At 46.6% G+C, this 16429-nt stretch carries 12 protein-coding genes; 1 reads left to right on the top strand and 11 read right to left on the bottom strand.

Annotation, left to right across the window (positions count from 1 at the left end; all coding sequences use genetic code 11):
- Window positions 1–67: 67 nt before the first annotated feature.
- The 9 genes from ASL11_RS37615 to ASL11_RS22170 form a co-directional block, all read right to left on the bottom strand.
- Window positions 68–4999, bottom strand: coding sequence for a sugar-binding protein (locus tag ASL11_RS37615; RefSeq protein ID WP_056619826.1), 4932 nt, complete (start codon window positions 4997–4999; stop codon window positions 68–70).
- 143 nt (window positions 5000–5142) lie between these two features.
- On the bottom strand, window positions 5143–6681 hold the full coding sequence (locus tag ASL11_RS22205; RefSeq protein WP_056619823.1) for an extracellular solute-binding protein: 1539 nt from the start codon (window positions 6679–6681) through the stop codon (window positions 5143–5145).
- Between the two features lie 73 nt (window positions 6682–6754).
- Window positions 6755–7636 carry a carbohydrate ABC transporter permease gene (locus ASL11_RS22200; RefSeq protein ID WP_056619820.1) on the bottom strand — a complete coding sequence of 294 codons (882 nt, stop codon included), beginning with the start codon at window positions 7634–7636 and terminating at the stop codon, window positions 6755–6757.
- An 11-nt stretch (window positions 7637–7647) separates the two neighbouring features.
- On the bottom strand, window positions 7648–8613 hold the full coding sequence (locus ASL11_RS22195; protein ID WP_056619815.1) for an ABC transporter permease: 966 nt from the start codon (window positions 8611–8613) through the stop codon (window positions 7648–7650).
- 91 nt (window positions 8614–8704) lie between these two features.
- Window positions 8705–10390: a sensor histidine kinase gene (locus ASL11_RS22190; protein WP_268796220.1), complete on the bottom strand. Its 1686-nt coding sequence runs from the start codon at window positions 10388–10390 to the stop codon at window positions 8705–8707.
- Between the two features lie 154 nt (window positions 10391–10544).
- The gene (locus ASL11_RS22185) at window positions 10545–12161 is read right to left on the bottom strand and encodes a response regulator (protein WP_056619800.1); all 1617 of its coding nucleotides are present in this window, start codon (window positions 12159–12161) and stop codon (window positions 10545–10547) included.
- A gap of 234 nt (window positions 12162–12395) precedes the next feature.
- A complete protein-coding gene (locus tag ASL11_RS22180; RefSeq protein ID WP_056619797.1) occupies window positions 12396–13379 on the bottom strand; it encodes a zinc-dependent alcohol dehydrogenase family protein in 984 nt (327 codons plus the stop codon).
- A gap of 111 nt (window positions 13380–13490) precedes the next feature.
- Window positions 13491–13838, bottom strand: a complete 348-nt coding sequence (locus ASL11_RS22175) for a VOC family protein (protein ID WP_056619794.1) — start codon at window positions 13836–13838, stop codon at window positions 13491–13493.
- Between the two features lie 324 nt (window positions 13839–14162).
- On the bottom strand, window positions 14163–14393 hold the full coding sequence (locus tag ASL11_RS22170; protein ID WP_056619792.1) for a hypothetical protein: 231 nt from the start codon (window positions 14391–14393) through the stop codon (window positions 14163–14165).
- 308 nt (window positions 14394–14701) lie between these two features.
- Here ASL11_RS22170 and ASL11_RS22165 point away from each other — a divergent pair, with 308 nt between their 5' ends.
- Window positions 14702–14944, top strand: coding sequence for a hypothetical protein (locus tag ASL11_RS22165; RefSeq protein ID WP_056619784.1), 243 nt, complete (start codon window positions 14702–14704; stop codon window positions 14942–14944).
- Between the two features lie 213 nt (window positions 14945–15157).
- Here ASL11_RS22165 and ASL11_RS22160 read toward each other — a convergent pair whose 3' ends face one another.
- Both ASL11_RS22160 and ASL11_RS22155 read right to left on the bottom strand, forming a co-directional pair.
- Window positions 15158–15958: a sporulation protein gene (locus ASL11_RS22160; protein ID WP_056619781.1), complete on the bottom strand. Its 801-nt coding sequence runs from the start codon at window positions 15956–15958 to the stop codon at window positions 15158–15160.
- Between the two features lie 2 nt (window positions 15959–15960).
- Window positions 15961–16362 carry a VOC family protein gene (locus ASL11_RS22155; protein WP_056619774.1) on the bottom strand — a complete coding sequence of 134 codons (402 nt, stop codon included), beginning with the start codon at window positions 16360–16362 and terminating at the stop codon, window positions 15961–15963.
- Between the last annotated feature and the right edge of the window lie 67 nt (window positions 16363–16429).

The following is a 16429-nucleotide window of genomic DNA, read 5'->3' as shown; positions in this document are numbered from 1 at the left end:
AGCCCCCTATCAATTTGATCTCTGAATTTCGTTCGACGATAAAGTTGCTCGATTCATGCAGTCGCAGTTATGGCAATACCAGCTTCAACTCTCCAAATGCAGACGTGCTCGACCAGTTATTGGATGTTCCTGCCCATACCGTCTGACTATGTCGACCGTTTCCATCGTCCTCGTCATTGTTCGCTATGTCGAAGCCGATCATCATACCGGCGGATGGCTTAATACCGAGGGAACTCCATGGAATCGCCATTTCTACACTGTATCCAGCCGCCGTCGCAGCCCATGCATGTTGCACCCCATTCGTGAGGCTCCGCGCCTCGAATAGGGAATTGTCGTTCCAACCTTTGATAAACTGCCGGTCAAAGCTATCATAGGTCGCTCCCTGGTTATGATCTCCGTCGATATAAATCTCGACGGAATCATCGGAGTAAGGCTCCGGCGAATTGTTGTACAAATTTCCGTCGGAGACGGTGACCCCGACATATAAGTAAGTATTATCCCATATTACACCAAATTGTGTTGTATTGTTAGAGGTTGCGAGTACGTTTTTGTTCGCTTGATACGTTATGGCCCATACTGTTTCATCCAGCAAGCCATCGACTTGGATGGCTGTATTCGTTTTGGTAACAGGGATCAGCGTGTAGGACGCATCCATCGTGACACTGACCGTGTTGCTCGCTGCCGACACATTGTTTTCCCCATCTTTGGCTTTTACCGTAAAAATGTAGCTAGTTCCCGGCGTTAACCCAGTGACCGTATAGGTCGTCGAAGTTACCGTTGCAACTACATTTCCGCCATGATAAATTTCGTACCCGGTAACACCGACATTATCCGTAGATGCAGTCCAAGACAATACTGCGGTCCTGTCCGTGTGCGAAGGCGATGTCAAATTCATCGGGACTGAAGGCGGCTGCGTATCCCCGATTGAGACGGAGGAAAGTTGCAAGCTCCCGAATGCGGACGTATTCGTCCAGTTATCGTTCGTTCCGGCCCACATCAGCTGGCTTTGCCGGCCATTGCCGTCGTCCGTATCATTGTTCGCTACATCGAAGCCGATGGTAGTGCCAGCGGTCGGTGTTAGACCCAGCGTGCTCCACGGAATCGCCAGTTCCACGCTGTATCCGCCTGAAATCGGGGCCCATCCATGCAGAACACCGTTTGGCATTACTCTCTGCAGCCATAGCGTGCTGTCATTCCAGCCCTTGATATACTGTTGATCATAGCTGTCATACGTCGTACCCTTATTGTTGTTACTGTCGATATAAATCTCGATGGAGTCATCATAATAAGGCTGAACAGAAGTATTATACAGATTACCGTCGATGACTTTGACGCCTACATATAAATAACTATTGTCCCACAACGTGCTGAATTGGGTCGTATTGTTCGGAGTTCCGACAATCCCTTTCTTAATCTGCTTGAACGTGGACCAACCTTGTTCGTCAAGGGATCCGTCAACGGAAATGGCGGCGATTGTTTTCTTCGCTTGAACGAGATACGGGTCTGTCGTGACGCTTAGCAGGGCGCTCGCTCCGGACACGTTGCCTGCTGCATCCCTTGCCTTTACACTGAACGTGTAATTGGTATTCGCTGCAAGGTTGGTCGCGGAATATGTGTTCGACGTTACGGTTCCTATCAAAGTTGAACCATGATACACCTCGTATTGGGTTACACCGGTATTGTCCGAGGATGTATCCCAAGTCAAATCTGCCGTGGTCTCGCTTTTGGACAATAAGCGCAAGTTTCCAGGAGCCGTCGGCGGTGTGAAATCGCGATCATGAACGACTTTCACATTATCAAACTCAACACTCGTTTTGAAGGCATATAGACCTATTTTTCCCGAGGCATGACTTGTATCCGTAACGGTTAATTCCTTAAACCCATTCACATATAATTCGAGTGTGCTGTTGTTTAATACCGCAGTGAACGAGTAAACTTCATTCGTCGTCATCGTATAATTTTTCTGAGTCAGGATCGTGACGGCGTTGTTCACCGACTTGCCAATCTGCAGCTTGCCTGCTTTGATTCGGAAATAGTAAAAATTGTTCGGATCTTGATAACGAGCCGTTATACCAGCTGCTAGGTCGATATCGTTCTGGGTAAGTTTGATATTCGTTTCCACACTATAATTGGTATATGAGCTGGTATCGACTGTGCTGAAAGCATTCGTCGAAAGCCAAGAAGATTGCTTGTAAACCTTGGACCCGCCTGATGTTACGACAGCCCATGTTCCGTTCGCAGGTGTCCAGCCATTCGCCACTCCATCTTGAAAATCGTCACTGAAGACGAGTGTGCCCGGGCCTGCCGCAGTCGTTGCAGCTAGCGTATTGCTAGCTCCCGACGTGCTGCCTGCGGCATCTACTGAACGAATCGTAACCGTGTACGTTCGGTCAGGCAATAAGTTCGTGAGTGTATACGTCGTACCTGAGGCAGCAGCCACCTGCTTGGATCCGACGTAAATGGTATATCCGACTACGCCAGAGAGATTGGATGGCGGACTCCAACTCAGGCTGAGGCTCGTGAGCGTCGCCGATGTTGTTGTCAGATTCGTCGGCGGCGCCGGCGGAGGTGCCGTCGTCACACTCAGCGAATTGCTCACAGCCGAGAGATTGCCCGCTCCATCTTTGGCTTTCACCGTAAACGAATAGGTTGTGCTTGGCGTTAAGCCGTTTACCGTATAGTTTGTACTCGAAAAAGTTGTCGTGGCTCCGACATAGACGCCTCCGTTATAAATGTTGTACCCCGCTACACCGGTGTTATCGGTTGAAGCTGTCCAAGAAAGGTTAACGCTCGTAGATGTATGCGATAGAGTTGACAGGTTCGAAGGAGCTGTCGGAGCTTCCGTATCGGTTCCTTCGCTCATCAAGGTGTCACCGTAGAAAACACCGGTTCCGTTCGTTCCGATATAAACGCGCCCCCATGTTTGACGGTCGCCCTCCATCGTATTGGCTTCAGCGCCAATCGCCGGATCGATGACGTCAATCTTCACCCAGGTCGTGCCGAAATCATCGGACCGGAAAATACCCACACTATTATCCACCTTGCCATAGACGAAGACAGTAGGGTCCGGAGAACCGAGCTTATTTTTACCAAATGCAAACAATGTCGCCTGCTGTACATTCGGCAGCTGCGTCCAAGAATCACCGGAGTTGCTGGAACGCCAGAGGCCTCCCCCATCCAGACTAACCCACACTTCGCCCGCCTTACCCGGAGCTGCCTTGATGCTAAAATACGCGGGAGTTTTTGCCGGAATTGTTGGCATCGTGGACGCAACATTCCAAGACGCCCCTCCGTCTGTACTGCGGAATAGTTTCCACGTGTTACGTTCCAACAGATAGAACGTATTGGAATTGACGCGATCGGACGCTAGCGGCTGGTACCAGACCCAGAAATCGTGAACGGTTCCTGATGGTGCCCCTGTTCCCGGTGTCCATGATTGTCCACGGTCAGTTGAATATAGCGGACTTCCGTGCTGCGGGACCCAGACCATCGTTTCGCTGCCAGCGGATACGGCGATACGGCCTGCGATTCCGGGCGGATTGGGAAACGCCGTCCAGGTTGCCCCGTTGTTGGTGCTGTAGCCGCCGCCCCCTGAGCCGGCATAACGTGTGGAACCGACCCGAGCGATGAAGTTCGGATTACTCTCTTGAAAATCGATGGAAACCGTATCGCCTAGTGACGGACTACCTAATTTGCTGCTTGGATACGTCGTGAGCGAGGTATGACGCATACCATCGACATCCGCATGCCCGCTAAGCAGCGGTGCACCGATCGGCGTACTGCGTAAGGCGAACGTCACCACTTCCTCGTGGCCCTCTTCGTACGTATACCAGTGGGACGGACTTGCCGTTATATCATCTGTGCGCCATGTGCCGTAAAAGTCGGTTAACCAAACCCGATTTGGAAAATGGGGATCGATGGTCAAGGTCGATGTATTAGCAGCAAACCAGTTACTCGTCCACCAGGGAACATTCTGATGTTTGACGAAGGTGATTTGCGACCAATTCAAGCCTCCATTGGTCGACCGGTAGATCGGAGCCGGCGTGTTCGCCCCATCCTCTATGGCTGTCATCACGATGTTCGGGTTTGTAGGGTCTACCGTAATGCCATTGTATCTCCCTACCGCCGGAGGCGAAATGTCGGTCCATACACCGTTTGCAAACTTAGTGACTCCAGATTCATAAGTGACATATAGGGTGCCGCCATCCGCAAGAACAGCCCGACGTGGAGTAAGCGGGCTTCCATTCATCAGCGTCCATGTTGTTCCCCCATTCACACTCTGGTAGATACCGGTGCCTTTGACCCCGACATAGATGGTTTGTGTCGAAATGCCGGGAGATCCTGTACTCTTATCAAATAATACGAAATTGAGTCCAGTCGGAGCGGCACCGATGCTCGGGAAATTAGTAACCTGCTCCCATGAGCCTACGCTGGCCCCTGATGTGCTTTTCCACAGCCCGTCATAACGAGTTCCCATATAAATGATTTGACTATTATTGGGGTCTACCGCAAGCCGTTCACCCAAATCTCGTCCTGACCCGTTACCATAATGCCTGGGAGCAAACCCGGTTGACGTCCATGAGGCTCCCCGATCTGTTGATTTCAGAATATCCGAAGGAGCTCCTACATAGTCGAACTTGCCCGCTGCAACGTAAACCACATTCGGATCCGCCGGATCAAGAGCGATGCTGTCAATGCCGTACAGATTGTATTTTTCTCTTGGAAGCGCATTCAATAGTGGAATCCACTTCTGATTAACCGAGTCCCACCGTAAGGCCCCGCCGACGTCGGTACGAATATAGACGAGATTCGGCTCAGTTGGATGAATGGCGATCCCGGTTACAAATCCGCCTCCACCGATTCGCACATTCTGCCAATTGTAAGGCTCTTGTTGAGCGGCATTGACGGAAGAAGCGGATACTAGAAGCATACCGATCAGAAAGAAGAACATCATGAAACCGAGCAATTTCCACCTTTTCGAAAATTCCAAAGCAATCATCCCTTTTCCCTCCCATAATGGTGTTCATCTTGCTTGACTTGCAGCATTCGCCCCCTCTCATCTTCCTTATACTCGCCTGAAAAGGCACAGCAGTTGCGGCAGCCTGCATCGCCTAAGCGACTTCGTCAGCCTGCCGCATTGTTTTATTTACGTGCTGTCGCGTACCATGCGTTAATTTCGTCGTAGCTGGTTTGGCCACCGGCTTTTTTGAATTTTTCCGTGAAGGCATCGAAACCAGTAAGCTGCTCGCCACCGACGATGATTTTGACGGCATAATCATTGACCATCTGGTTGAGCTGCGCATTTTCCTTGGAGTAATTCGGAAAGTAAGGCGCTAAGCCCAGTGGATTCTGCTTGAACACTTCTGGCTTCTGCAACTTATTCAGAAACTCCCAACCCTTGTAGAGACGATCATCTTTGCGGACGCGAGCCTGCCAATAGATCGGATATTTGGTTTCATCGATGCCGGTCAAATAGTTGCTGGCGGAGCCGCGCTCGTCATTGAAAATCGGCAAAATCGGATAATAATTTCCGTCTTTGACTGTATGGTGCGTGCCCTCTACGCCGATCGCCATGTTTTTGAACGTATCGGGTTCCAACTTGGCATCCATCCATTTGATTGCATCTTCCGGATGTTTGGAAGCTTTCGGAATAAACGTCAACCTATCGAATCCCGATGATTGTGCCAGACCTGCCTTGCCGTCTTTGCCCGTCAGCGCAGGAATGTAAGCATAAGTGGCACCTGGGAAATTTTTCTTCAGCGCATCGTCAATCGACGGAATATCGGCCCAATGCAACACGATGGCACCTGCCTTACCATTTGTAAACTTCTCTTTCACAGTTGCGTCCTTGTTGATCGCAAACTCTTGATCAAGCAGCCCTTGCTTATAAAGATCGGACATATAAGTCAGATATTCCTTAAAAGCAGGATTCATCGCGCGAGGAATCAACTTGCCATTCACATCGTTCCAATCGTTCACCATGCCGAACGCGCCGACGAGGTTGTCGACCAATGGATTGTCACCCTTAATAGAAATCGGAATATTTTTAGCTCCGTTACCCCCAGGATCCTTCTCCTTGAATGCCTTGAGTACAACCAACAGCTCGTCAAGCGTTGTCGGGACTTTCAGACCCAGCTTATCCAACCAATCCTTACGGATCATCAGACTCGTGCCGACTGATTCGAGGGTTCGCGTCGGAATGGCATAGATTTTACCGTCGACTTTAGCCATTTCCAGTGTCTCTTTGGACAACGAGGCTTTGATGTTTTTACCGTACTTCTCAATAAGCGGAGTTAGATCGACCAATGCGCCTTTTTTGGCATAATCGGCATAGATCGCTTTGGAACTGCTGTCCCCAGCTGTCGAGACGATATCATAAGGCTCCGAGGAAGCAATCAGAAGATTGAGTTTGTCCTCCGGCTTATCGACCGGAAGCGCTTCGTAATTGACTTTGTACCCGGTCTTCTCTTCCAGCATCGTAGCGATTGGGTCTTTAGCGAAGTTAGGGCCCAATCGCATAAGCGCTTTCAGTTCAGGCTTGGGGCCGGCAGTCGCTGGCTGTGTGGACGGGGCCGGGGTTGGGGAGCTGCTTTTCTCACCTTCGCTACTTGCGCCACAAGCGGTAAGCAGCATCAGGCTGACTGCAACAGGGAGTGCAGCCCATTTCATCGTTTTCTTCATTTTTAAACCCTCCTATATATGTTGTGAAATTTATCATTAAGCAGCGGTGGATTCCGCCGGCGTTAATGCAGCATTAGCCTTTGACGGAACCAATCAATACACCCTTAATAAAATACTTCTGAAGGAACGGATATACGAGAAGGATAGGCACGGTAGATGCGACTACGGTAGCGGCACGGATACTTTCCGGTGACATATTCATCAGATCGTCTGCCGACTTGTTGAGCGCGTTCGCCGTATCGTTCTCCATCACGATATCGCGCAGATGCAGTTGAAGCGTTTTCAATAATGGATCGCTTATGTAAAGCATCGGACTGAAGTAATCGTTCCAAAAGCCGACGGCATAGAACAAGGCGATCGCAGCGAGCACAGGCATGCTGAGCGGTAGAATGATGCGGAACAAAATCATATACGTTTTTGCTCCATCCATCCGCGCCGATTCTTCAAGTGCTTCGGGAAGACCTTCATAATAGCTCTTGATGACCAGCATATAGAAAACACTGATCATGGCAGGCAAAATGAGCGACCATAAATTGTTTAGCAAATGCAGCTCACGAATTAACAGGTAATTCGGAATGAGTCCTCCGTTAAATAGCATAGTGAAAACGAACAATACCATGATTCCCGAGATACCGGGCAAATGCCGCTTAGATAGCGGATAAGCTGTAATGGCGGTCACCAATATGCTCAATAGTGTCCCAACTACAGTCACGATAACCGAAATGACGAATGCCCGGCCAAATGCGTAGGAGGTGGCGACTTTTACGAGCGTATCCAGCTGAAAGCCTACCGGGAGCAGATTAACCCGTCCCGATACAAGCGCCCAGTCCGAGCTGACGGATTTGGAGAACACGTGGATCATCGGCAATAAGGTAATCAGTCCTAACACGATCATGAAGCCGTAGACGAAACTATCTAATACCCAGTCGCTGAACGTTCTTTTACGAATATGCATGTTAGGCCTCCTTACCAGATGCCACGGTTCAGCAGTCTTTTGCTGAGCCAGTTGCCAGATATGACGAGAATGAAACCGACGACCGAATTGAAAAGGCCGACTGCCGTGCTGAAGCTGTAATCCATTTTTCCGAGACCCATTCGGTAAACAAAAGTACCGATAACATCGCCGGATGCGTAGACAGTAGGGTTATACATCGTCAGGATCTGTTCTGTGCCTGCATCCAGCACCATACCAAGGCGGAGAATGAGCATTAGTATAATCGTCGGCACAATGCCGGGAAGCGAAATATGCCACATCTGCTGCAGGCGATTCGCTCCGTCGATAGAAGCCGCCTCGTACTGTTCCTGCTCGACACTCGCTAAGGCAGCGATGAAGATAATCGCGTTCCAGCCGATCTCCTTCCAGCCTGCCGTGAACACGACGACACTTCTAAATACGTGGTTGTCCATAAAAAATCGTATGGATTCGCCGCCGAACCATTGGATGACGGTATTGACAAGCCCGTCAGAAGGGGACAAGATCGTCATGAACAAGCCAGAGATAATGACCCAGGACAAAAAGTGAGGCATGTAGATAATCGTCTGGATGGTCCGTTTGAACGCTGGGAACCGAATTTCGTTCAACAGAAGAGCGATCAGGATGGGTATCGGGAACAGCAACACAATCTTGTAAATACTGATGAGCAATGTATTCGTAAACACTTGCATAAATTCTGACGATTGCATGAGCTTTCGGAACTGCTCAAATCCGACCCATTGACTTCCTCTGATCCCGTCAAAAATGTTGAACTCCTGAAAAGCGATTAAGACTCCGTACATCGGTGTGTATTTGAACAACAGCAGTAGAAGCAGCCCAGGCACCAGAAGTACATAAGTATCGAGGTTCCGCCATACCCTTCGCCATCTGCCTTCACGCTTGCGAGAAAACTTGGTCTCCCCTGCCTTTCCATTCAAATGTGTGATGATTTCGCTCATATTGTGGTTGCACCTCCTGCACTTATGGCTTTATTGTACCTACAGGAGAGTGCGTCATGTAGTGGGCAATCCGACACTTTCTAGGTGTATCCTACTTAATTTTCTCCTCTTTCATTGCCTTGAGACGAACGATCACGACAGTGCCTTCGCCTAGACGGGAACAGACCGTCAGTCCATATTCGGAACCAGCCATAAGCTTGATTCGCTCGTTCACATTGTATAGACCATACGAGCTGCCGTTTCCTTCAGCATGCAGCAAAGGGCGCGAAGTAGACAACAGACTGGAAGCTAGCTGCTCGTCCATGCCAATCCCATTATCTTTGATGGTAATCTCAAGCACGTCTCCACACAGCTTCGCGTGAATGTTAATGATTCCGATTTTGCTTTTATTTTTGCGTATGCCGTGTAGCAGCGCATTCTCAACGATGGGTTGCAGCGTCAGCTTCGGAATGACGCACCGACTTGCCTCGGAATCCGACTCAATTACGAACTCGAATGTGGAAGGGAACCGGTTCTGCTGAATCTCCAGATATACTCTCGCGAGCTCCAATTCATCCGCCACGCAGACATGGTCCTTCCCCTTGTTCAGGCTGAGCCGGAAATAATCAGACAGACTTTCGATCATATGGCTGATATCGTCGGCATCGCGGGAAATCGCTAGCCAATTAATCGTATCAAGCGTATTGTAAAGAAAATGTGGATTGATCTGAGCTTGCAGCGCACGAAGTTCAGCCTCTCGCTCCAGCATTTTCGAACGGTAGGCCTCCTCCATCAAATCCTTCACGCGATGCACCAAATGATCGACAACTCGCTCAAGCAACCGAAAGTCGCCTCCCGGCTCCTCCAGCCCTTCAACACCTTCCGTACGGATCGTCTTGACCACCGATTTAATTCGCCGGTTCATCCCGTTAATAACGAACGCCAATAACATGAATACGAGAATCAAAAACATGATTGTCATGCCAACGACCGTTGCGATGCCAGACCACTGACTTAACGTGGTTGTGCGATGCGTCAGGCCAGTCTTGGGCACCTCTAGCACGAGACGCCAATCCGCAGCTCGGATGGGTGCACGCACTTCAAACACCTCTACACCGTTTTCAGACCGTTTGATGATTCCTTCATCCGATTCTCTCTCGAGGGCAGTCTTGGTGCCGATTACCGATTGCTCCGCGCTATAAATGATAGTCCCACTGCGATCCACGATATATACACGACTTTGAGCTGGAAAATTAAGCTCGGAGATAATTTCAGTTAGCATCTTCTCGGGAACGTCAAGCATAAGCACACCAAGACTCTGAGCAAAATTTCGCGGATGTCTCAGCAGTCGAGCACAGGAAAGAATCCGTGCAGGTCCCGAGTCCAGATAGTTTTCTTCGTAGATGCCCGTCCACACGATACTGCCGCCAGCGTTCATGACCTCATTGTTCCATGGGCGATCTTTCAAGCTATCTAGCGGAAAAAGATTCAATAAATCAAATCCGTATAAATTCCCCGGATCGGTGAAAACACGCGCCCTGACAATGTCTGGTGCCGTTTGAACCGATTCGAGCAAATTGCGCAGCTCCTTTGACTGAGCGATGCGCTCGATAATCGGAGAAGCGGGATCCAAATTTTCATACAGTTTATTATTCATAAATATAGAATTGGATGAATTCTGCACATAGTTGAGCCGCGAGCTTAAATTAATACCTGCCTGTTTTAACGTCTGCTGCATGGTTTGGGTCACCTCCTCCTGCAAAATCCTGGAGGACTGTTCATAATACACGAACAACATCATACATACTGGCAGGAAAATCATCAGACCGTAGGCGAGCATCCACCTCCTGGCCGCTACAACGCCTTCCCACAAATTAGAGGGACGGATCCTTCTTTTTTGCAAAACCCCTCTCACGGGATCAACTCCTTTTGAATGCTAAACACTTCTTCTCCTATTGTTGGTCCCGATAAGCGCTTGGCGTAAGTCCGGTCATCTTCTTAAACAGCTTGCTGAAATAGCTCGGATCCGTATAGCCGACTAGCTCGCACACTTCGTAGAACTTGATGCGAGGATCTACCAACAATTCCTTCGCTTTCGCAATACGGACTTTCATCAAATATTCATAAATCGTCTCGCCAGTCTCCTGCTTGAACAACAAACTGACGTAAGTTTGGCTGAGGTAAACGCTAGCCGCAATCTCCGCAATTGCAAGGTTCTTAGCATAATTCTCTGATATAAATTTCTGAATATGTTCAATCACATTACTTGATCGTCCGCTCCGCTTTTCCTGAATCCAGCTGCAAACTTCATAAAGGTAATCGCTTACAATGCTTTTCAGCTCTGCCATCGTTTCCAACTTCAGGAGCCGATCCAGCATCCAAGCTTCCTGCTCTTCCTTTTCGTGGGTAAGCAGATTAAGGTCAAGCAGCAACCTACCGGCGAGCGCGATCATTTGCAGCCCTACCTGCCGACCATACTTAAAGCCGTCCTTGCGGATTTGCGCCAACGGTTCGAGGATGCTCTCCATTTCAAGCTCCAATCGGTTCTTCTCTCCTGATTTCAGCACAGACACCAGTCGCTCACTCTGGCTGGCATCGAACCGGATTGGGTTGGCAACTCCAATTTCTAGACTATCCATCGTAATAACTTGGTTCTTGCCCATATACCACTTTTGATCCGCAGCGTCGCGGGCATGCCGAAAGGACACTGGGAGCATATGGATACTTTCGGCGCGTTCGCCTACCCCTATCGTGACACTGATCTGCAGCCAGCGCCGCAGATTGTCGCGGACCGCCTCAGCCAGCAAAAGTAAGGTTGCCTCTGGGTCTTTCATCTGATCGTCAAGCACCAATAGTCCAACGTATTCAGCAGCTCTGTTCTCGAAGGCATACCCATGCAGGTACTGATCGATGAGTTCTTGAACGACGTTCAAGAGCGAATAAGACAACAACTGCTTGTCTCTCTCTGAACGGCTGCCGAGCACCTCCTTGGAATCGTCAATGGTTATGACGAGCACGAGATATGGCGTTTCGAGCGGCAGTTCCAGATTGAGAAACGCCGCCCTTTCCTGCAGTCCCTCTGTCTTTGTGACGCCATCCTGGATCAACGACATTAGAAACTTCTCGCGAAGCAGTGGCATGCTCTGCGTCAGTTTCACCTCCATGTCCTTGAGCCGTTGCCGTTCCTTGTCTTCCGTACGCAAGTCCCGAACGACACCTTCGATGACCTTTTGGAGCTCAGTCCGTTTGACCGGTTTGAAAATATAATCAGCTGCATGAATCTGCAATGCCGAACGCAAAAGGTTGGCTTCATTGTGGCCGCTTATAAATACGATTTTCGTCTCAGGGAGCCGCTCTCGAATCTCCCTCGACATTTGGATCCCGTCCATGACCGGCATCATCACATCTGTCAGTACGATATCGGGCTTTACTCGCTCGATCAGCTCTAGTCCCGTATCTCCATCGTCCGCTGTTCCGGCGAGAATAATTCCATAGTCGCTCCACTGGACGAATTTGCTGAGCCCTCCCCGGACGGCAGGTTCATCGTCGACAATGACCAGTTTATACATAATTTCAGTCTCCTTATCAGAAATTGGCAGAACGATATCGAATAAAAATTAACTTCTATTATAAGAGTTTTTCGGTAAATACTGCAGGGCGAATCCTACTATTTCTAGTCTGATGTGACTGAATATATGATCTTTTTTTCAGGTCAGCTCGTTTACATGGAAAAGGCAGCTGATAGTCAACGACCAGCTACCTCAGTGTCTATATTTAACAATCGTTCTTCGTATGAGGATCTATCATGTAAGTAGCACTTTCCCCTGTCGGCCCGTTTGTTCGGCTATCTGCACCGCTTTTGTAATTTCGATTAACTTGTATCTCGCTTCAGCCTTCCCTAAGATGAGTTGCTTTTGACGAAGCAATGCAAAAATCTGTAAAAAGGAATTTTGCCAATCATCGACTGAGATACTTTGTATCCATTGTCGCAAATGAAAAATTTTCGATTGAATATCAAGTTCAGTTGCGATTTGCTTCCAATCCACTTGCAGCCCTGATAGCAATCCAATGGATATAAAGAAACCACCTTGTCGCACAGCAAGTGCAAGTTCGTATCCTTCTTTTCCACCGATAGAATCAATCGCAGCATGAACACCTTGCCCCTTCGTTAAGTCCATCACAGTTTTATCGACATCGCTCTGTGAACAGTTAATCACATACCATGCACCTAATTGCAACAAATCTTCTGAATACGCTGAACTTCGCACTACGGCTATAAGTCTATATCCAAAAACAACTGATAATTGAGCAAAAATTCGGCCGATTGCAGAATTACACGCATTAACTAGTAGAAAAGAATTATTGGAGCGTTTAAAAAGCTCCTTACATATAATCCAGGCAGTGAGAGGATTGATATATGATTGAGAAGCCTCATCGTCAGTGATGAAATTTGGCACTTCAATAGACAACGAAGAAGATGTTTTTACATATTGCTGCCAAGTCCCCTCTCCACGGAGAGGTAATACACGCTTACCAAGCATGGACTTTTGTACGCTACTTCCAATATCAATCACAGATCCTACGCCCTCATAACCAGGAATACATGGCAACGAGATACGGTGTCTATAAGCACCACGAATAGGAATCAAGTCAGAGGGATTTATTGGACGAACAATCATTTCTACCAAAATCTCATCAGGCTTTAGTGGAGTAACTTCTTGCTGTTTTACTCCTAAAACGTCTTGTGGTTCACCGAATTCATGAAAACAAATTGTTTGTCCATACATATGGCTCATCCCTTTATCTATTTCAGTAGTTTACATATTCTCATTATCTGCTGCACACTACATTCATACATAATAAAGGAGCGCTGCTGTATAACAGGCTCCTCATTCTCATTATTTCTCCCAAAGCTCGATCAATCGACCATCAGGATCTTCTATCCAAACAAACTTTCCATAATCACTACTCTCTTTTTTCTTGGCAAGAGGCACACCAATTTCCTCAAGATGTTTAATAGTCTCGTCTAGATTATCTACTTGGAAGTTTAACATCACTTGTTGATCTGTTGGAAAATAACTGTCATCCTCGGCAAAGAAAGAAAAGATCGTCTCATTTCCTGATTGAGGTTTTATTATAGTCCCATTCCAATTTTCTATTTCAAGCTTCAACACTTCACTGTACCATTTTCTTATTACTTCAAGATTCTTAGTTCGCCAAAAAATGCCTCCGAAACCTTTTATCATCGTATCTAACTTCTGTCTGCCATTAAATTTTTTAACTATTAAGATTACAATAGATATTCGAGATATAAATTTAAGTTCCTTTTTTGACTATTCTGGAATTACGTGGTTTATTAACGATCTCGTTTCTTAGCAAATCTGTTAATCCATTTGGATATCGTATCTTATTCCCAGTTAATAATTCTTCTATCAAAACCCACGTTCTATTGTTCCACCAAGTATTAGCTCTTGGATACATTATAAATGCCCTTCTAAAATGTTTGGTTTTACAACTAAAAAGGATGCCGTATCTTTCCCGGCATCCTTTTTACCATAGAGACTATCTCCTTAAATCAAACTCTTCATGCCTCGCAGCCACTCATAAAAACCATCATCAAAGAAGAGATCAGGGATGTACGTCTGCGTATAATTGCAATTAGGGCAAAGAAGAACCAACCCTTGTTCAAGTACCTTAGGGTATAATTTCTCGTGCTTACTGTTATTACCGCAAATGAGTGGGCGAACTCCATCTGCCTGCTGGTAATCCTTAATACGTTGCTTGATATCCTCTTCGTCCATTATTATCCCCTTTATTAGTTGAGCCCTGCATTCTTCCAAGATATAGTTTGTTCGATATTTATTCCTTGCATGTCAACTCTACCTTACTTGAAAACCATCAAATGCAAGTTAAAGCCCATCGTTACGGTTATAATTATACACGATCTACTCATTCACAACACCAGAATAATCTAAGCGTTGTCATCTCTAATAATCTCTTAAAAACTAGAAAAAAATCCACTTATTCACTAGTATCTAAGTACAAGCACTTGCCAAAATTTTCCTTATACTATATAGATTTAATATCTATTTTTTAGGAGGTGTTCATTTTGTCAAAGCGTTCACTAGTCGAAAGTGTATTGTCCCTACTTGATATCGAAGATATCGAGAAGCTCAAAGCGGAGTATTTTAATGGTAAAGAAGAAAAATTATCATTTAATGATGCCCAGAATGAAGAAGAAAGAGAAGAAATGCTAGAGGAGTGGTTAGATAGCCTCAAATGGAAATTTGTAGAGGAGTTAAAGATTGAACTGTACGACGGAATTAAATATAAAATTAAATTTTGTGACTGAACGGTACCTATATGAAACAAATTTACGTTTTTGATTACAGAGATGGCATAATTGTCATCTCTTTTTGTTCCAATTAGCTTCACCTATTATCCCTACGACTTTAAAACTAGCCTTTCTAACTTTCTCCAATATAAAGCCCCCTAATTAATTAAGAAAAGGCAACCGATCCAATTGGGTCAGCCGCCTTCTTAACTTCATATGCACTTGGCTTCGTTACACATCCAGCAAGTCGTTAAAAATGCCTCTGAACTGATTAGCCACCGCTGAAGTCCCTTCTTCTAGCTCATCGGTACTGAAGTAATAACGGTGATGGGACTCATCCATATCCATCATTTCTGCTAAAAGCCCGCTAAATCCACGCGCTTTGCGGTCGAATTCCATAAGGATTTTAACCCCGTTATTATCCGGGTAAAATACAAGCTCTAGCTCTTCAACAGAGCGGCTATATTCGCTATTTTTATAGGGGACAAATTCAAAATTCTGAATAAATGGCAGGTGATAATTATGTTGCGGAAAATATTCGTTCTCTGCTTTATGTAAATAAAAGCCCAAATCCTCCAACGCTTCAAAAATAGCGGAGGTGTGCGGATGAGCCAATACTTCAATATCATCACGATCTGATGGATCAATAGCGTTGTCAATATCCATGCCTGTACGAATCCAGATCGGGCTTACGCCAATAGAGATAGGTGTCTCATGAGGCAGCACGAATTGAAAAGGAATTTCGATCGATTGTCCTGGTGCAAACTCCAAACTTTCTCCCAACAGAATATTGGCTATATCAACCGATTCTGTCACCATACGATTCGGATCGCTCTCAGAGGGCGAGGGCTTGCGGTATTGTGTTATAATTTTAAAATAAATTTTGTCCACTTTTTGCTCTACACTGCCGCCTTTGGCGATAATGACACCTTCTACCAGCTCGCCCGGAACGAAGGCCTCTGTATGGAATTGCGTATCGATATCAATGTTCCCGATCCCTACTTTAGCCATCATCTTCTTAAAAAAAGACATATTTATTCCACCTCATCTATGTTTTTATTTCCCGAACCGAAACCGATTACATATCCATCTAAATCTTGAACCGAAAAATCCTTCCAAGTTCCCCAATCATACTTTGTTTCTATAGGTTCAGAAACGATAATTGCCCCATTGGTTTTCAGCTCAATGAATAAAGCATCCAATTCATCGTGATTTTTTATATAGGCATATGTATTCCAAGTCCCTTTATTAGGTCTAACATCTTCTATACTGGTTGCTTGAATTAACTTAAAGCCTAATCCGAAATTATCTCGAATAGCCCAAAACTCGTTTACTGCGCATCCAAGGGCATCTTCATAGTACTTCTTAGACTTTTCATAATTGGATACCAACAAGACTGTAAGCGAACTCTCAATCTTCGTTTTGATAATTTCCATATGTATCACTCCCTTGGCTATTGGGAAATCCACCCATATAAACATTAACGAATGTACGTTCGTTTGT

It is taken from the genome of Paenibacillus sp. Soil750 (assembly GCF_001428045.1).
In the GTDB taxonomy this organism is placed as follows: Bacteria; Bacillota; Bacilli; order Paenibacillales; family NBRC-103111; genus Paenibacillus_E; species Paenibacillus_E allorhizoplanae.
The sequence above is the reverse complement of the archived record's forward strand: the minus strand, read 5'-3'. Positions and strand labels throughout refer to the sequence as shown.